Source organism: Acidimicrobiia bacterium (assembly GCA_018057765.1).
Taxonomy (GTDB): domain Bacteria; phylum Actinomycetota; class Acidimicrobiia; order IMCC26256; family JAGPDB01; genus JAGPDB01.
Map to the genome: position 1 here is coordinate 1 of JAGPDB010000004.1, position 18,107 is coordinate 18,107.

The 18,107-nt window shown below is 37.6% G+C and carries 16 protein-coding genes and 5 tRNA genes; 13 read left to right on the top strand and 8 right to left on the bottom strand.

Annotated features, from left to right (window positions below; translation table 11 throughout):
- Positions 1-120 precede the first annotated feature (120 nt).
- Positions 121-288: a hypothetical protein gene (locus KBF89_02485; protein MBP9115193.1), complete on the top strand. Its 168-nt coding sequence runs from the start codon at positions 121-123 to the stop codon at positions 286-288.
- On the top strand, positions 285-737 hold the full coding sequence (locus KBF89_02490) for a hypothetical protein (protein MBP9115194.1): 453 nt from the start codon (positions 285-287) through the stop codon (positions 735-737). The genes KBF89_02485 and KBF89_02490 overlap by 4 nt, the downstream gene beginning before the upstream one ends.
- Before the next feature lie 10 nt (positions 738-747).
- On the opposite strand, the gene KBF89_02495 is transcribed toward KBF89_02490, so the two are convergent.
- Complete coding sequence (locus KBF89_02495) at positions 748-1,758, bottom strand: hypothetical protein (GenBank protein ID MBP9115195.1); 1,011 nt, start codon at positions 1,756-1,758, stop codon at positions 748-750.
- Between the two features lie 198 nt (positions 1,759-1,956).
- On the opposite strand from KBF89_02495, the gene KBF89_02500 reads away from it, so the two are divergent.
- The 6 genes from KBF89_02500 (at position 1,957) to KBF89_02525 (ending at position 9,395) form a co-directional block, all read left to right on the top strand.
- Positions 1,957-4,080, top strand: a complete 2,124-nt coding sequence (locus KBF89_02500) for a site-specific DNA-methyltransferase (protein MBP9115196.1) — start codon at positions 1,957-1,959, stop codon at positions 4,078-4,080.
- A 2-nt stretch (positions 4,081-4,082) separates the two neighbouring features.
- Entirely contained in the window at positions 4,083-6,767 is a 2,685-nt protein-coding gene (locus KBF89_02505) for a DEAD/DEAH box helicase family protein (protein MBP9115197.1), read from the top strand.
- An 82-nt stretch (positions 6,768-6,849) separates the two neighbouring features.
- Positions 6,850-7,632, top strand: a complete 783-nt coding sequence (locus KBF89_02510; GenBank protein MBP9115198.1) for a MerR family transcriptional regulator — start codon at positions 6,850-6,852, stop codon at positions 7,630-7,632.
- Between the two features lie 117 nt (positions 7,633-7,749).
- Positions 7,750-7,890 (top strand): hypothetical protein, encoded by a 141-nt coding sequence (locus tag KBF89_02515; GenBank protein ID MBP9115199.1) that lies wholly within the window; start codon positions 7,750-7,752, stop codon positions 7,888-7,890.
- A complete protein-coding gene (locus KBF89_02520; GenBank protein MBP9115200.1) occupies positions 7,887-8,093 on the top strand; it encodes a recombinase family protein in 207 nt (68 codons plus the stop codon). The genes KBF89_02515 and KBF89_02520 overlap by 4 nt, the downstream gene beginning before the upstream one ends.
- Before the next feature lie 216 nt (positions 8,094-8,309).
- A complete protein-coding gene (locus tag KBF89_02525; GenBank protein ID MBP9115201.1) occupies positions 8,310-9,395 on the top strand; it encodes a recombinase family protein in 1,086 nt (361 codons plus the stop codon).
- On the opposite strand, the gene KBF89_02530 is transcribed toward KBF89_02525, so the two are convergent.
- A tRNA-Lys gene (locus tag KBF89_02530) sits at positions 9,346-9,421 on the bottom strand. The genes KBF89_02525 and KBF89_02530 overlap by 50 nt on opposite strands.
- A 121-nt stretch (positions 9,422-9,542) precedes the next feature.
- Between KBF89_02530 and KBF89_02535 the strand changes: the two genes are divergently transcribed.
- From KBF89_02535 to KBF89_02555, 5 genes are all read left to right on the top strand, one after another.
- Positions 9,543-10,439 (top strand): TIGR01777 family oxidoreductase, encoded by an 897-nt coding sequence (locus KBF89_02535; GenBank protein ID MBP9115202.1) that lies wholly within the window; start codon positions 9,543-9,545, stop codon positions 10,437-10,439.
- Between the two features lie 4 nt (positions 10,440-10,443).
- Positions 10,444-11,286: a hypothetical protein gene (locus KBF89_02540; GenBank protein MBP9115203.1), complete on the top strand. Its 843-nt coding sequence runs from the start codon at positions 10,444-10,446 to the stop codon at positions 11,284-11,286.
- Between the two features lie 89 nt (positions 11,287-11,375).
- Positions 11,376-11,449, top strand: a tRNA-Arg gene (locus KBF89_02545).
- A 178-nt stretch (positions 11,450-11,627) separates the two neighbouring features.
- A tRNA-His gene (locus KBF89_02550) sits at positions 11,628-11,704 on the top strand.
- A 26-nt stretch (positions 11,705-11,730) separates the two neighbouring features.
- A complete protein-coding gene (locus KBF89_02555) occupies positions 11,731-12,384 on the top strand; it encodes a hypothetical protein (protein MBP9115204.1) in 654 nt (217 codons plus the stop codon).
- A gap of 22 nt (positions 12,385-12,406) precedes the next feature.
- Here KBF89_02555 and KBF89_02560 read toward each other — a convergent pair whose 3' ends face one another.
- From KBF89_02560 to KBF89_02585, 6 genes are all read right to left on the bottom strand, one after another.
- Positions 12,407-14,110: an MFS transporter gene (locus KBF89_02560; protein MBP9115205.1), complete on the bottom strand. Its 1,704-nt coding sequence runs from the start codon at positions 14,108-14,110 to the stop codon at positions 12,407-12,409.
- A gap of 51 nt (positions 14,111-14,161) precedes the next feature.
- Positions 14,162-15,103: a hypothetical protein gene (locus KBF89_02565; protein ID MBP9115206.1), complete on the bottom strand. Its 942-nt coding sequence runs from the start codon at positions 15,101-15,103 to the stop codon at positions 14,162-14,164.
- Positions 15,104-15,109: 6 nt separating this feature from the next.
- Positions 15,110-17,107 (bottom strand): hypothetical protein, encoded by a 1,998-nt coding sequence (locus tag KBF89_02570; protein MBP9115207.1) that lies wholly within the window; start codon positions 17,105-17,107, stop codon positions 15,110-15,112.
- 1 nt (position 17,108) lies between these two features.
- A tRNA-Gly gene (locus tag KBF89_02575) sits at positions 17,109-17,183 on the bottom strand.
- A gap of 52 nt (positions 17,184-17,235) precedes the next feature.
- A tRNA-Pro gene (locus tag KBF89_02580) sits at positions 17,236-17,313 on the bottom strand.
- Positions 17,314-17,361: 48 nt separating this feature from the next.
- Positions 17,362-18,084: a VIT family protein gene (locus KBF89_02585; protein ID MBP9115208.1), complete on the bottom strand. Its 723-nt coding sequence runs from the start codon at positions 18,082-18,084 to the stop codon at positions 17,362-17,364.
- Positions 18,085-18,107: the final 23 nt, after the last annotated feature.

The following is an 18,107-nucleotide window of genomic DNA, read 5'->3' on the forward strand; positions in this document are numbered from 1 at the left end:
ATATTGCATTAGTAGCAACGCCAGGAAACTTGGACTGCACAGCAATACCAATCTCAGATTTATCATCAGAAATCGCCAGGATTGAGAAAGTCATATTGACATAATACTATAAAATATAAATTGGTACACCCAACCATTTCTGATTGGAACCGTTTTGAGGAGTGGATTTATGGTTTAAATGGGCTTGCTCAGTTCGTGAAAAATGAAGAAGAAGAGGGATATAAACCTTATAACCCGCAAATATTAACTTCGTCAATGACTACTGCTACAGACTGGAATCAGAAATGAGTAAGAGAACTAGCAACAACGAAATGCATCAAAACGCTACAGATATAGAACTCTCTCCTAAGCAAACTATGGCTTTGGACTTACTTCTTCAAGGGCAAGGAATTACAGCTGTTTCTAAAGAGATTGGCGTAGACCGGTCAACAATCTACAGATGGCAAGGCGATGTCAACTTTGAAGCTGAGAAAAACAAGAAGGCTCGTGAGTTGAGAGATGCAACTAACGCACGTTTAGTGCAGCTTGCTGAAAAGTCGTTATCTGTTGTTGATGATGCACTAGAAAGTGGTGATGCGAAGGTAGCACTCTCAGTATTAAAGGGTATTGGCTATCTAAATGGTTCTATTTCCCCTATAGGTCCGGCTGATCCGGAGCAATTGGAGATGGAACGTCTGTTAGATGAAAAACGCAAAGATCATGAGGATACAATGAATAGGTTAATGTTTTCTTTATGACTAATAAGGTCTATATATCTATTTGGAGTGCATCTATAAACTCGTTTCGAAGCTTGTTGAGCTTGATCACTTCTTTGCAGAAATAGTCGTCGTTTAAGCCATAAACCAAATAATTCCAACAAACAACGTTTATAAGGAATGTTTGAGCCATCATCAAGTTGTCCAAAATGCTTGGATGTAATGAAACTGCGAGTGCTTTTTGACCACCTATCGTTTTTATCTTTGAATATTGAAGAATTGCGTAGTCAGGGGAATGTGAAAGGAAACTGAAGTTTGCGTAGGGCTTCCTTGCTTTAACGGCTACATTGCTCATTGAATAATACTTTTTAATGAAGTTGGAAACTAAAGATGTGCGATCAGGTACGCCAAATCCAAAAACTTTTTTAGTTTTTATATAATCGTATAACTCAATGTAGCTTTCGCTGTGAATATCTAGGTCTAAGTCCTCGAAGAGTTCTTTAACAGTTTTTATAGACGAAGTGAGCTTTGCATCTATCTTGCTTGGTAGTCGACTTTCGATGTCAGGGTCGTCAAGGAAAAGCTCTTCTTCTTTCAAGCCCGATAAAATTTCACAAAGCTCAATTTTTGCGGTACGTTTAAAAATCTCTTGAATCGCCCCGGGTTCTCCTACTTTTCTAGCACTGAATTTACTGATTCCTTCATCGTTTGTGACTGATAAGGTATCACCAATAATCCAGTTTATCTTCGCTAATTGCTCAATTTCTGTTCTCAGTATTGGAAAAATTGATACTTGCGTAGACCCAATATTGTTTGAAGCAATTGAAATAAATACACTTTGAAGTAGTAACCAGCACGAGTGAATTTTGCGGACGAAATAGTAACGAACAAGTTCTGTGGCATCTTGGGACAATACTTCGCCCATAATTTTAAGCATAGGTATCGAATTTGGGTCTTTGTATAACTTTGTTGCTCCAACGTGCCACTTACTGAAGCTTTGTTCAAAGCGGTCGTATAAACGGCCTTCAAAATGCATTAGTAAGTCCATATGTTGCTGTACCATGCTTTCGCTCCTTGGTTTTTCTGCTCTTTATCTATATTCTCCCATATCGAAGTCTCGTTTTTGCGTAGACATTTTGACTCATAGTGAATCTTCTGGTTCGAAACACCTAATAGCTGTCGTGAAAGGGCTCTTTAATTTTTGTTTATTCAAGTAACTTGGCACGATTTAACCTAAAATACATTGGTCGAAGGAGACAGAATGCTTTTAAGTGAACATGAGAAAAGGGATATTATTCAATATCTTGAAGCTGGCAAACCTCTGCCTGAGAAATACCGGTTTCTGCTTTTTGATGACAAACGAGAGATTGAACTTGTCTGGAATGGCAAAACAAGTGAAGTGACGAACACAGTTCTTCCGTTTCAGGTAATTGAGCAGATCGATGAACCAAGAGGTGAAGACAAAATCAACATGAGTGCCACGCTTTTTGACGACAGCGGCCGTCAAATCCACGGGTGGACAAACAAGCTTATATGGGGAGATAACAAGCTGATACTTTCTTCTCTGAAAAATGGCCCAATGCGAAAAGAAATTGAAGCACAAGGAGGCCTCAAGCTTATATATATTGATCCACCTTTTGATGTAGGTGCAGATTTTTCAATCGATATTAAGGTCGGTGAAGGAATAGATGAGGAGACTTTAACCAAGAAGCCTTCTGTAATTGAAGAAGTCGCATACAGGGATACTTGGGGAAAAGGCGTTGACAGCTTTAACGCAATGATCTATGAGCGGTTGCAGATAATGGCAGATTTGCTTTCTGATAATGGAAGCATTTATGTGCATTGTGATTATCGGGTATCCTCATACATGAAGCTGATTCTCGATGAAATTTTTGGTGTAGCAAATCTAAAAAATGAGATCATTTGGTATTACAAAAACGGTGGAGGCCGTGCCAGGTCCTGGTTCAACCGAAAGCACGACACCGTGTATTGGTACTCTCGAAATTCAGAGGATTATATCTACAACGGCAAGGAAGCTGGAGATGAAAGAAATACGGATGAAGGAACATTTGGAGGATACTTCAAAACAGATGAAGACGGTAGACGCTTTCAAGAAGTAAGAGCAGGCGGCAAAGTATACAAGTACTACACAGACGAACTGAAAAATGCCGATGATGTATGGGACTTTGGAATTATTTCTCAACGCGACAAAACTGAACGTGTAGATTTTCCTACTCAAAAACCAGAGTCGTTGCTGGAAAGAATCATCAAAGCTTCCTCTAATGAAGGTGATCTAATTGCTGATTTCTTTGCAGGCTCTGGGACAACTCTTGCGGTTGCCGAGAAATTGAATCGCAAATGGATTGGTTCTGATTTAGGGAAGTTCTCAATTCATACAACAAGGAAACGAATGATCGATGTCCAGCGTTCAATGAAAAAAGAGGGCAAAGATTTCAGGGCATTTGAAATTCTCAATATCGGTAGATATGAGCGAGAAAGTTTTATTTCTGTTAATGATGATTTGAGAGCCGAGGAACGAGTAAAACAGGCTGAACGAAAAGAAAAAGAGTTTGTTCAACTTATTCTTAATGCGTTCGGTGGTGAACTTGTTGAGTCATTCTCAAATATTGTTGGCAAGAAACGAGATCGCCTAATTGCAATCGGCCCAATTAACTACCCGGTATCAGCTGAACTGATTGAATCGATCTTCGCTGAATGCATAGAAAAAAATATTACCAAAGTTGATGTACTTGGATTTGATTATGAGATGGGTGTTGATTTTTCTGAATATGGAGAAAAGGGTGTTGACATTGCCTTTAAAGTTATTCCTCGTGAGGTTTTTGATAAGAAAGCCGTAGAGCGTGGACATGTGAAGTTTTATGATGTTGCTTTTATTGAGGTTAAACCTATTGTGAAGGGTACGGCAAAGAATCGAGAGTTGACTATTGAGTTGACGGATTTTTCGGTTTTCTACAGTCAAGATAGTGACGATGGAGCACTAGAAAAATTAAAACCAGGAAGTTCGAAAGTCATTGTCGAAAATGGCCAGGTTGTGAAGGTCTCGAAAAATAAACAATCTGGTGACGTTTCGAAAGAGATTTTGACAAAAAAATGGAGCGACTGGATTGATTATTGGGCTATTGATTTTGATTTTCAAAGTCGTAAGGAAATCGTTTTAGTCGAAGAAGCTGGTGAAGAAAAAGAAGTTTGGACAGGTGACTACATTTTCGACAATGAATGGCAAAGTTTTAGAACGAAAAAGAACAGGGAATTAGAGCTGGCATCTGCCATCAGACAAATCACCAAAGGTAAAAGAAAAGTCGCAGTCAAAGTCGTTGATATTTTCGGAAACGATACGACCAAAGTTATTGATGTGGAAGGCTAAAAGTGGCTTTACATAAAGACTTCCCTCAAGATCCATACGCGATATTAGAACCCGAAATCAGATGGTTTCCTGCAGATGAAGACCTAAGGGATCAGGGTCATGAAAAGCTACTGCCCCCGTTAGTCGCGCAGCTCAGGAAAGAAGTTTATGCGTGGCGAAAAGCCAACTATGCAGGTGCAAGTGAGACTTCAATATCGTTACTCAATTGGTGGTTTAAAGAAAATCATCTTTTTTATGACACACATGAGGAAGCTTCTAACTTTCGTTATTACTTTGCTCAAAGAGAAGCAATTGAAACAGTGATATGGCTTTATGAAGTGGCAAAAGTTAAAGACAAAGTTGACCTCATTCGTTACGACACTATAGGGCGGGTTAGTGCCGGGATGTTCGATGAAAACTGGCTCCGATTTGTCGTAAAGATGGCTACTGGTGCGGGAAAAACAAAGGTAATGAGTTTGGTCGTTGCTTGGGTATATTTTCACAAGAAATATGAACCTGATTCAGCTCTCGCAAAAAATGTTCTTTTGATCGCTCCTAATGTAATTGTTTTTGAGCGTATTAAAAATGATTTTGAGGGTTTGAAAATTTTCCACCAAGACCCAGTTCTGCCTGACAATGGTTATGATGGGCGAAATTGGCAAGATGATTTCCAAGTAACCTTGCATCTTCAAGACGAGGTGCGAAATGTGTCGCATGACGGAAACATATTTTTAACCAATATTCACCGAGTCTATGCGAGCGACTATTCAGAGCCCAGTTTTGATGATGAAGACTTGTCAGAATATTTTCTTGGGGGCAAACCTGTAGCAAAAACAAATGACAGCAAAATTGATTTGGGAGACATCGTTCGAGATATTGATGAATTGGTTGTCATTAATGATGAAGCTCACCATATTTGGGATGCTAAATCAACCTGGTTTAAGTCTATCCAGGACATCGATAACCGGCTCAAACAAAAAGGCTCAGCTTTGTCATTACAGTTGGATGTAACAGCCACGCCAAAGAAGAGCGATGGCTCAATATTTGTTCAAACAATATCTGACTATCCGCTAGTGGAAGCAATACATCAGAAGATTGTTAAAAAGCCTGTAGTCCCAGATGCTGTAAGTCAAAGTCGGCTAAAAGAAAACCAAAGCTCAGTTTTTAGCGAGAAATATCGTGATTTTATCAATCTTGGGTTAGAAGAATGGAAGAAAACTTACGAAGTCCATCAGAAAATGAACAAAAAATCTTTGTTATTCATAATGACGGATGACACTAAAAACTGTGATGATGTAGCGAACTATATAAGAACTAGTTTTCACGAACTACGTGATTCAGTGCTTACTATCCATACAAACAAAACAGGTGTTATATCTGAGTCAACTACCGGAAAGCAAAAAGAGGAGCTTGATTTACTTAGGAGACAAGCAAATGAAATTGATAGTTGGGAGAGCCCTTTTAAAGTCATAGTCTCTGTAATGATGCTTAAAGAGGGGTGGGATGTAAAGAACGTAACGACCATTGTTGGACTACGGCCTTATGCAGCAGATTCAAAAATACTACCTGAGCAGACCCTCGGACGTGGTCTGAGACGAATGTTTTTCGGATTTGATGATGTTGACGAATACGTAAGCATTATTGGAACGCCTTCATTTATGGAGTTTGTGAGTTCAATTAACGGTGAAGGCGTTATTTTGGACCATCGTCCAATGGGCACGACATCGAAACCAATCGCACCCGCAGTAATCGAAGTCGATTCAGAGAACGATGACAAGAACATTGAGGAACTCGATTTCGAAATACCGGTCATGTCACCGAGGATTCAGCGAGAGTACAAAAATCTTTCAGACTTGGATGTTTCTACTTTCGAAATAAAGAAATCACCTATCAAAATATACTCTGAAGAAGAAAAGCGTGAGATTGTTTTCGAAGATGTCGTGGCGGAGAGCTTTCACCATACAACAGTCTTTGACGGAACTGTGACCCCGGATTATCAAAGTGTAATAGGATTTTTCGTCCAAGGAATCATGCGTGAACTTAGGTTATTTAGTGGGCATAATATACTTTTTGAAAAGGTCAAAGATTTCATTCAGAATTACTTGTTCGAAACCCAAGTTGATCTTACGGATTTGAACGTTCTTACAAATCTATCGAATGTTTCGAATGTTGCCGTTATCAAAGATGCTTTCAAGCAAGGAATCAACTCTCTAATTGTTAGAGATAGCGGAGAAGCTGAAATCAAGAGATATATAAAAATTAGTGACTCACGGCCTTTTGTCGTGAACGACAAGCCGTTCTTACTGGCCAAAAAATCTATATTTAATCGTGTGGTGGGTGATTTTGGATTCGAACTCGAATTTTCACAGTTCCTCGAGAAAACTAGTGACGTAATTGCGTTTACTAAGAACCATCAGAATAAAGAAGCTTCTGCATTGCGAATCGAATACAAAAAAGAAGATGGCTCAATCGGAAACTATTACCCTGATTTCCTAGTTAGAACTGCCGACAAAACTGTTTATGTCGTTGAAACCAAAGGAAGGGAAGATTCTGATGCAATCCGTAAGTTTGATCGGCTTCAAGAGTGGTGCATGGACGTGAATAAAAGACAATCTAAAGTCAGATACGAAGCAATGTATATAAAACAGTCGAAATGGAATGAATTAAAACCGAAGACTTTTGAAGAATGTACGAGCCTCTTTCATTAGCTCATAATGAATCATTTGAACACTTGAAGTGAACAACTGATATTAAATTGAACACTACGGTATAATCTGATATAGTAAAGCTATGACTGAGAAGGCAGCTCGTATCGATGAAGATGTAGCTCTTAAAGCCAGCGATGTGCGTGAAAATGCAGGGTTGAGTTACCGTCAATTAAACGACTGGGAATCTCGCGGTGCATTACCTGAGGATGATGACAGAGGTGCAGGTTGGCGTAATTACACACCGCGTGAAGTATTTGTCGTCATGGTTATGAGCGAGTTAAGGAAGCAATATGGCATTCCTGTAGAAAAGTTAAAGTACATCAAAGATTTCATGCTGCAAGAAGGAGCCGACCATTTTCGATATTGCATTGAAAAGATTTCATTACTTGGAACGAGCATATGGTTAATAACTGATTTTGACGAGACGTTTCTTTTAGATACTGAATTAGAAATAAGTGACATGTTTAGCTTGGGATATTTTCATACAGAAAAACAAAAAGGCTATTGCCTACTTAACTTGACACCCCTTGTCCAACGACTTGTAAAGACTTTAAAGCCAGATGTGGATTTAGAACTAACGGATAGCGGTTTTCAGTTAAGGGCTGCAGTGCGTAAAGGTACAACAATACAAAATAACTTAGAAGCACAACTGTTGAAACATGTACGAACTGAAGACATAACAAAAATTGAGATTGCAATGGACAGCGGGGAAATAAAGACCCTGAAAGTTTCACAAGATCGCGATGTAAACAGTGATGTCAATGATTTATTAGCTCAGAGCGATTTTCAAAATATTCTGATCACACATAGAGATGGGGAAACAGTTCGCATTGAGCAAACCTTTACTCAAAAAGGGAAAAGCTAAAAAGCTGAGCCAAAAACAGCAGGCTATTTAGCTGAAACTAAAAACATAACCGGAGCTACTGGAAGCACCAGCGTAACGGTCTGATAACGCGTAGTGATACGCGGGATAAGGCACGTCATGCTAAGTGTAGAAAGATGCCGAGAGATACTCGGAGTAAAAGAAGAATTAAGCAACAACGATATACGGGACTTACAAATCCTTCTCAGGGGTTTTGTAAATTCGATGTTGGATGAAGAGATTGGTGAGGTACAAAAATGAAGGCTGTTGGATATATACGGGTTAGCTCTGATGAGCAAGTAAAGAACTACTCATTGGATGCTCAGAAGCAATCAATAGAGCAACACTGCAAAGAGCAAGGCATACGTCTTACGAAAGTTTTTCGTGAAGAAGGTGAATCAGCAAAAAGTGCAAATAGACCTCAATTGATGGAGATGATCAACCTTTGTACGAGTAAAAATTAAGACATTGACTTAGTAATTGTCAAGAACTTTGACCGGTTTGCACGTAATGCGGCAGACCATACAGGGGTTAAAGCCAAGCTCTTGCAACACGGTGTAAAGCTGCATTCGATTGATCAGCCTGTTGACGACACGCCAGCCGGAAGGCTGGTTGAAATTGTTTTTGCTGGACTTGCGCAGTTCGATAATGAAACACGAGGCGAGCGTTCAGCTACGGGAATGATAAAAGGCTTGGAAGCAGGTAGGTGGATGTGGGCTGCGCCTCTTGGTTACATCCGCAATTTACCTAAAACATCGCCGAGCCTTTTTGTCGTGGAAGAAGAGGCCGAACATATACGCTATGCATTTGAGCAAGTTGCAAAAGGAAAATCAAAAGCAGATATTCTGATCGAACTTCAAAGACGTGGGTTAAGAACTCGTAAAGGCAATACGTTGACTAAGCAATCACTTAATAACATTCTCAAAAACCCTCGATATGCGGGGATAATTGACAACATGGGAATTGAGATCGAAGGGGATTTTGAGCCAATTGTCTCGCGTGATCTGTACGAAATAGTAAATAGGAAAAAATCGTCACAACGGAATGTAGTTCATCCTCGATTGAACCATAAATTCCCGTTGAGAAGATTCATCAAATGCGTTGCATGCCACAGGCCACTTACGGGTAGTGAATCAACTGGGCGAGGCGGAAAGAAATACGGTCATTACAGGTGTGAAAATAAAGAATGTCGAACCGTAAAGCTGCCTAGAGCAAAATTAAACACACTGTTTGAAGAGGAGCTAAACACATTGTCAGTTCGACCGCAAACACTTGACCTAATTGAAGCAGTTGCACGAGACGTATGTAATGAGCGAACTGCAGAAGAGATAAAAGGCAAGAAATTGCTCCAGTTGCGCATTGAGAAGCTCACACAACGCATTGACAGTCTTGTAGATGCAAACCTAGAAGGAAAGATCGACCAGGAGACATACGAGCGTAAGAAGGCGAAGTGTGATGAGGAAATAAAAGAGGCACGTTCCCTGATTCCTCATGAGTCTATTTCACAAGAACAACTCTCAAATGCAATCGTTAAAACAAAAGCAATGTTGACTGATCTTAAGCAAACTTGGAACCGCTTAGAAATCCAACAAAAAGTAGCGTTTCAACAACTTATCTACCCCGAGGGACTTTGTTGTGACGGAGAACAACTTGGAACCGCTAAAAAGTCCTGGTTGTTTATAGATTTCATAGACGAAAATAGCGAAGAGAATGGTTTGGTACGCCGCCCGGGACTTGAACCCGGAACCTGCAGATTAAGAGTCTGATGCTCTGCCAATTGAGCTAGCGGCGCGCATTCTATACAAAATCGATCTAAGATAAACTGTGTATAAAGCGGTTAAAATCTATCACAAATAGTGATTTAATATACAAACGCACAACCAAAAACCATAACTGTAACGTAGAAAGTATATATGAAAATTGCAATAACTGGATCACATGGATTTTTAGGCTCATCACTAATAGATGAATTAGTAAAACAAGGTCATGAAGTCATCCGAATTTCACGCTCACCAAAGAATGAGAGTGAAATAGGATTTGATATAGAAAAACAAGAAATGGACTCCCAGAAACTAGATGATGCAAAAATTGACGTTCTAATCCATTTAGCAGGTGCAGGGATCGGTGAAAAAAAATGGAGCAACGAACAGAAGAATGAAATCTTAGATTCACGAGTATTCGGGACAAAATTAATTGCTCAAACACTTTCAGGGCTAAAAAATAAACCAAAACTATTCATTAGTGCATCTGCAATAGGTATCTATGGAAACAGGGGAGAAGAACTCTTAACCGAAGATTCAAAACCTGGGGAAGACTTTCTTAGTTCAGTATGTATTGCTTGGGAAAAAGAAACAAAAGTAGCGAAGGATGCAGGAATAAATACAGCTATTTTACGTACAGGAATAGTTTTAGGAAAAAATGGTGGAACATTAAAAAGAATGTTATTGCCATTTAAAATAGGTGCAGGTGGACGATTAGGTTCTGGAAAACAAATGATGAGTTGGATTACCCAAAACGATTGGACCAACGCAGTAATCTACATTTGCGAAAAACAGCTTGCGGGAACCTATAACCTAGTAGCGCCATGTGCGGTAACCAACGAACAATTCACGAAATCATTAGGCGCAACATTGCATCGACCAACAATATTGCCAACACCTCTATTACCACTAAAAATTATCTATGGTTCAGAACTAGTAGAGGCATTATTATTAGGATCACAAAACGTTGTACCAAAAGCGTTACTAGAAGCTGGTTATAAATTCGAAAGCGAAGATATCGACTCGGCGCTAAAAACAGTTTTAGACTAGTTATATGATAAAAAGAGTATGGTTCGATGTTGAAATCGGAACAAATCCTGACGTAGCAACAGCATTATTATTTGCATTAAAACATCCCGGAATAGAAGTGCTGGGAATATCGATATCTGGAAGTGAAAGATCCATCGAGCAACGTATGGACGAAGCAAAATCGTTACTTGAATACGCAGATCAATTACATCTACCTTTATATAAGAGTAGTGAACTTAATGGCGATGTAATAAATTCGATAAACCCTGATCATACAATTGTATCAGGCGCATTATATGATATTTCTCGTCTTATTTTAGACGAAACAAATTTCGGGCAAATAAATATTTTTGCAGGTATGTTTTCACAAGTAAACTACCGAGGAACTACCGTCTCAATTGGAGAAACAATAGCAAAAGATATTGACAGTGCAAGAGTAATATTTTCTCAATCTAAAGATCTAGTAATTTCTTCATTCGATGCAACAAACACTTTATCTTTAGATTCAGGTACACAATCAAAACTTGAAAAAAGCAATAAATTCTTAAAAGCTAGATTTGAAGGCTATGGAGAATATTTAGAAACAAAATATGAAGATAAAAATACTCAGATGATAATGCATTCATTATTACCCGTATGTGACATATTAAAATTACCAGGTATAACAAGAGAGACAATAGAGTTTTATATACAACCAGACGGATCCCTGTTTCCAACATATGAACTAATAGATGTTTTAGAGCCAATTAGAGAATATATACATCCATCAGATATTGAGAAAATGCCAATGCCAAAAGTGAAACAAGAAGTAATCCGAAGCATAGTGCCTAAGATCATATTTGAAGAATTGCTCAATACACTAACTTAACAATATGTATGAAAATAGACGAAAGTCTCAACTAAGTCAATGTTCGAGTTAAAAGCACAAGAATAAAAGTGTTAGAATCTAGCCTTCGAGTGCTCGTAGCTCAGTCGGATAGAGCGACAGACTTCTAATCTGTAGGTCGTGGGTTCGATTCCCTCCGGGCACACGAGTTCGTAGTGTTGAAACATGATTCGAACCTAAGGGTTCGCGTCGATTTCCGCGCTCCGTACACACTTGTTCGTAGTGTTGAAACATGATTCGAACCTAAGGGTTCGCGTCGATTTCCGCGCTCCGTACACACGAGATATTAACTTGTAGCCAAGTTTATAAACTCGAAAAATATGGTGGCTGTAGCTCAGTTGGTTAGAGCGCTAGTTTGTGGTACTAGAGGTCGGGGGTTCGATCCCCCTCAGCCACCCCAACATAAAAGAATCATGTCAGGCCAAAATGATTACATTAGAAGGTAAGAAAAAGCAGATAGCGATAATAGCTACAGTAATTATCTTACTAATAATATTAATTGGCATACTTTTTGGTACCGACTCAAATACAAATAAAGAAACAGTAAACAAATCAAAAACTACTTCAACTAGTACAACGCTTCCGCCAGCAAACTCACAAGCGTGCGAATTTTTTAAAAAAGGTATATTGGCTGCAGCTTTAATAGTCCCTGATGTAAATGCCGTACCTTCAAAAGATCTAAAAAGATGTACTTATAGTGGGTTAAATGGTGGAATAAATTATCTAACATTATTTTTAGGTAAATCAGCGCAGTGCGATATTTTAAAAGATGACGCAAAAGATCCAAGAAATATACCTAAAATCAGCCCTGGAGCATTTTATTTTGAAGTAATAGACCCAACAATAATTGTAAAAATGCCTGATAGATGTTTCTTTGTGCAGGGATCAAAAACATTAGTGAATGAAACGCAATTAACTGACATGGCAATAGCCATATATGGACTATTCAAATCAGTTGATTCAACTACAATTACAACTACAACTCCATTAGACCCGAATGCTACAACAAGCACAGTTCTGCTACCAGGACAGAATACTATAGTAGTCCCATCAAGCGAAACTACGACAACAACTAAATAGATTCATATACACGGGCTTAAGATCAGTGTGCGTGTCCTGCTTCTTGGTTTTCACTCATAGAATTTTGTGGCATAAGTATAAATGCAATAACTATTCCAATTAGTGTAGCTATACCCGCAACAGTCACTCCAGCATGAAGTCCGTGCACAAACGAATGACGTGATGAATCTATAATAGTTGCCGCAATACGATCTCGCTCTGTTTTAGGAATCATATTAATACCTGCTTGCGCACTTTCATCACTCACTAAAGATGGATTAATATATGCTTTAGCTGTACCAATAGCTTGACCTATAGAACCAGAAATTGAATTGGAAAGTACTTTCATCGTGGATTCATTCATCCCATTTTTTCCCATACTTGTAAAAAGTGAAGATAATTTCATGTCTTTATCTAGGGCATTTTGATAATAACTAGAAAAAATAGATCCGGTAATAGCTAAACCAAGTGCTCCACCAATCATACGTGTAGTATCGTTCATCGCCGAACCAACACCTGCCTTTTCCCTCGGCACAGAATTCATGATTGCGGAAGTAGCCGGAGCCATTGTAAGACCCGTACCAAGAGACATTAAGACCATCATCCAAACAACATGCAAATAGGTTCCTCCAACCTCAAGAGTGGTCATTGAGAATAATGCAACTGAGACTAAAGATAAACCAATTAATACAGTGGATTTGGTTCCAATTTTTGCACTGACTTTCGCACTTGATGGTGCTGTTATTATCATTCCTAGCGCGAATGGTATAAATCCAACTCCACTTTTTAGAGCTGAGTATCCCAATACACTTTGTAAGTATTGGCTCAATAAGAAGCTCATCCCAAACATAGCGAAAAATAGTAGTGTAATCGAAAGCGCTCCAGATGAAAATCTTTTATCTTTAAAGAAATGTAATTCCAACATTGCATGGTCGACTTTTGACTCCCAGATAAAGAATGAGATTATTGATATAAAGGCAATTACAAATGCAATTAACACATTAGATTCTTTAAAGCTAGTATCAGCACCAAATATAATTCCGTATAATAATGACGATAGTCCAACAATGGATAGTGCCGCGCCAATAATATCTAATTTAGTAGCATCTTCATGTTTTGACTCTGGAACCATCATCGAGTTTGCGATTATTCCACCAACAACAAATGGAACATTTACCATAAATACTGAACCCCACCAAAAATGTTCGATTAAAAAACCACCAGTTAGAGGACCAATAGCTACTCCTACACCAGCAAATGCCGCCCAAATGCCAATTGCTTTTCCGCGCTCTTTTGGTGGAAATACATTTGTGATAATCGAAAGTGTAGCTGGCATGATTAATGCGCCACCTATACCCATAACTGCTCTACCTATTGTCAACTGCATCGGATTTTGTGCAAATGAAGATAAAAAAGACGCTGTACCAAAAATAAATAAACCAGTTTGTAAAGCCAGTCGACGACCAAACTTATCTCCAATAGTTCCACAAGTTAATAATAAACCAGCAAAAATTATTGTATATGCATCTATGATCCATATCAAATCTGTATCTTTTGTCTTTAATTTATCGCTAATAGTCGGTATTGCAACATTAAGGATTGAATTATCTAAAACAATTACAACAAGTGACAAACACATGACCGCCAATATCGCGTTTCTTTTAGGATGACCAACCATAGGGTCATATGATGCGTTTATTGTCTTGCTTGATTGATCTTCAGTAGTATTTTCTTCGGTATTTGTCATTTTTCGATTTTAGTTCAAATTAAAACAAAATCAAGTTGTGTGGAGATAAAATTATAGCGAGGGTTTTTTTTCATTATGAGTAAATCTAGATACTAATTCTCCACCAAAACACGCCACTAATACCCATGTTATTGAGGTTATCGTACACCATGTAGCAACAGTCATAGCTACACCAATTGAATTGAATCCTTCCCAGCTATTAAGTAACAGTGGAATTGTAGTTTTCATAATAATAGGTAAAATCATTGAGTCGACAATCGCGCCAGCGAGACCTATTGTCATTAAGAATTTTATACCTACAATGCCGTCCCTAACTAGTAGTGCTGGCGTGAAAATCCAAAATAGGTATACCGCTAGAAATTTAACTACAAAATGAACAATATGTAATAGGTTTGAAGAATTTTCTGGTAGGAAGTTTGATAAGACTAATGTGATTAAAAATAAATTAAACCAAATAATGCCTCGAGTGATTTCTGAACCGAGACTAAAGCGGCGAGAATCATATGACGCTGCGAAAACACGTCCAACTTGTATGGCCATTGGAATACCCCAAATGAGAAAGCTTAATAGACCAAAAAAAGTATAGAAAGATTTTAAATCGGCTCCTGATGGAAATGCACTATGTACTGTTCTTGCTGATTCTCCAACTAGACCAAGTCTGGTGATAACTGCATCGCCAATATTAAATCTTTTGTTAAAACCACTTATGCCACTTGCGCCTAAAATGATTATCGGTATTAATGTAGTGAAAAATTCGAGTGTTAGTAGTCCAGCTAGATCTAATCCATTAATTTTAAAAAACCGTTTTCCAGTTGAAACAAAAATTCCGACACTTTTTGTATTTTCGATTTTTTCTATAGAAACCGTTGTAGTCTCAGTCACTTTTTCAATTACCGAACTAGTAGCCTCTTGTGTTTTTTCAACAACAACCTCAGCTATTTTCTTAGCATTGTGGTGATGCGATATAAAACTAAAACCTTTGGTAATTTTCATGTACTTTTAGATTAACATCTTCTTAGATCTAATAGAATCATTCGTAGACATTAGATAAGAAAATCCCAAAATTAATACAGTAGCGCCAACTAAGATTCCAGCGTCATTTAAAAAAGTTCCGAAAAAAGCAAGTATATATAATGATATGTATACGTTGTTATTAATATACAAATATCTTCTTAATATCAATATCGCCGTAATAAACAGTAATGTTACTAATAGCCATGTAGAACCAAAAGTATAAAGCATCCCTGAGAATTTTCTTATAATTACATCGGCTAAACTGTGGAATCCTTTGACTTTTATGTCATTAAATAATCTTCCAAGATGAGTTCTTTTATTTGATGGCCTTAAATAGTCTATGTATCCAACAATAATTATTAGAGAACTACAAATCAAGCCAGCTAATAGAGTGAAAAGAATATTTATCTTTATTTTTGTTATATATAAATATGTGGCTATAAATGCAGGAATGCTAGAAAGTGCACCACCTACATCAGCACCTAATTTAGGATAGCCAATAATAAATAATCCAAACAATAATATTAAAGCATTTAATATTTTGCTTATTTTATTTATTTTGGAAAATCTTTTATTAAAACCAATCATTAATACAATTAATGATATTGAAAATGCGGCCGATGCAAAATTTGAGAAACCGTATGAACGTGAATTCGCAATAAAAGAATAACCTAATGCTGAATTTGATTGGAAAATATTATTTGTAAATAGATCAACTATTAACATAATTATGAAAAAAGAAAACAAAAAATAAGATTTATTGTTTATTTTTTTTAACGGCCATATAGAAATTATAATTCCAATAGAGCTGACGCCTATTAGCCCAATAAACCATTCGAGTAAATTATCTGGATTAATTATATTTACAAAAAAAGTTGATAGAAACATCCAGGAAGTGAATAAAGAGAAATAACTAATAATTTTAAGAATTATAGGCCGATATTTTTTAAGTGATCTCAATAATATACTTAAACAAAGTAAAATTGAACCAATTACCACAAATAGTTTTGAAGTAATACTGGATATTTTACTTCTAAATAGTCCTGAATTATTCTCATCAATTCGATCTCTTATTAATTTAGAAATAGAATCATGGCTTTTATTTAATGTAACAGCATTTCCTTCAATGTTGGCTATATCGCCTAAACAGAATTGATCAAGAATACTAGGAGTTATATCGGAAATTTCTATTAGCCCATCACGTTGTCTTGTACCGCTTAACATTGTTCCTGTTTGGTTATTTACATTTAATGATGCAACACGAAGTTCGTCTTTCCCTACAAAAGAGTGAGACCCTAATATCAATACCTCTGTTTTGTCATTAGAAAATTTGTCAATAATACTATTAAACTCTGTATCACTACTTCTTAATGAAATGGAACTTAAATGCACAAATAAAACAGATCTCTTAGTTTTATTTAAAATATTATTTATTTCAGGATCCAGATCCTTGTATACATTTTTTGCGATGCCCTTTGAATCAGACACCATCATATATGAGTTTTGAATATCGCCCTTTTCTATAAGCGCATAGCTAATATCATTTACTTTTAATGTGTGGCCCAAAGTTCCAATGGACGCCCCATAAGTACCTTTAATATTATCAGCATATAGTTTTTTTAAATTTAAGTCATATTTATGCTCACCTATTTTTGTTGGAAAAGTATTCTCTCCGTGATCAAAAGTTCTGGTACCCGCACTAAATGTTGAATAAAAATTGATTGGTGAACGTACCTTGTTAATTCGGCCAGGAGAGAGCGATGCTATATAGCTCTTTGATATATTTTTTTTTAAATTCGGCGTTTCATTTCCAATATCGGACCATTTCAAATTATCAATCACAAAAACAATCATTCTTTTATTTTTACAAGTATCTTTTTTAGAAATATTTGAATTAGAAGCAGTATTCGAGCCAAATAAGGATGAAGATAATATCAAAGTAGAAAGTAAAATCTTATAAGCGTAAGTAAATACTTGTTGCATGTGGAGCGGGTGACGGGAATCGAACCCGCATCACCAGCTTGGAAGGCTGGTGCTCTAGCCATTGAGCTACACCCGCAACTCTTAAACATATTTGCATATGTCCGTTCACTTAAGTATTACCACTTAAGTGGTCGGGATGCAGGGATTCGAACCCTGGGCCTCCTGGTCCCAAACCAGGCGCGCTAACCAAGCTGCGCCACATCCCGAAGATGAAGAGTTTAATACATTGAGAATGTCTAACTTGGATCATTGTCTTATCCTGCTGCTATACCCAGTAATGATGAAACTGCGAAAGCGCTTATTCCTCCGAGCATAATCCTTGTAAGTGCGGGTTTTATTGGTGCCCCACCTAGTCGAGCGCTGAAGTATCCTAAAAATGCGAGAGAGATAATTCCTACAAAAATAACTGGGCTGATCAACTCAATCACATTATTATCTAATAACTTTCTTGATATTAGACTAAATATGAAAGGGGTAGCTCCTCCTAAAGCGAAGGCTATAAACGAAACATAAGCGGCTTGGATCGGATTTGCTTTCGCAAATTCGGTAATACCAAGTTCATCTCTCAAATGAGCCTCTAAAGCATTGTGAGCTGTTAATTCTTTTGCTACCTCTAATGCTAGATCTTTTGATAGACCTCTATGGCGATAGATTCCTGTTAGTTCAGCTAATTCATCGTCGGGTTCCGTTTCTAGCTCATAGGTTTCTTTGTCGATATTTGCTTGCTCTATATCTTTTTGTGATGCTACTGAAACATATTCGCCAATTGCCATCGAGAATGCACCTGCCACTATTGCGCTAAGTCCTGTTAGCCATAATGTGTTGAACGTTACTTTTGCAGCCAACAAACCTAATAACAATGCAGTCATAGAGACCACGCCATCGCTCGTTCCAAGCACTCCTGCTCTAATCCAATTGTGCCTATCTAGCTTATGGGGCTCTAGATGGTTTGGTCTGGTTTTTTTGGATTTTTGCATTTGACCATACTAACACTTAGATA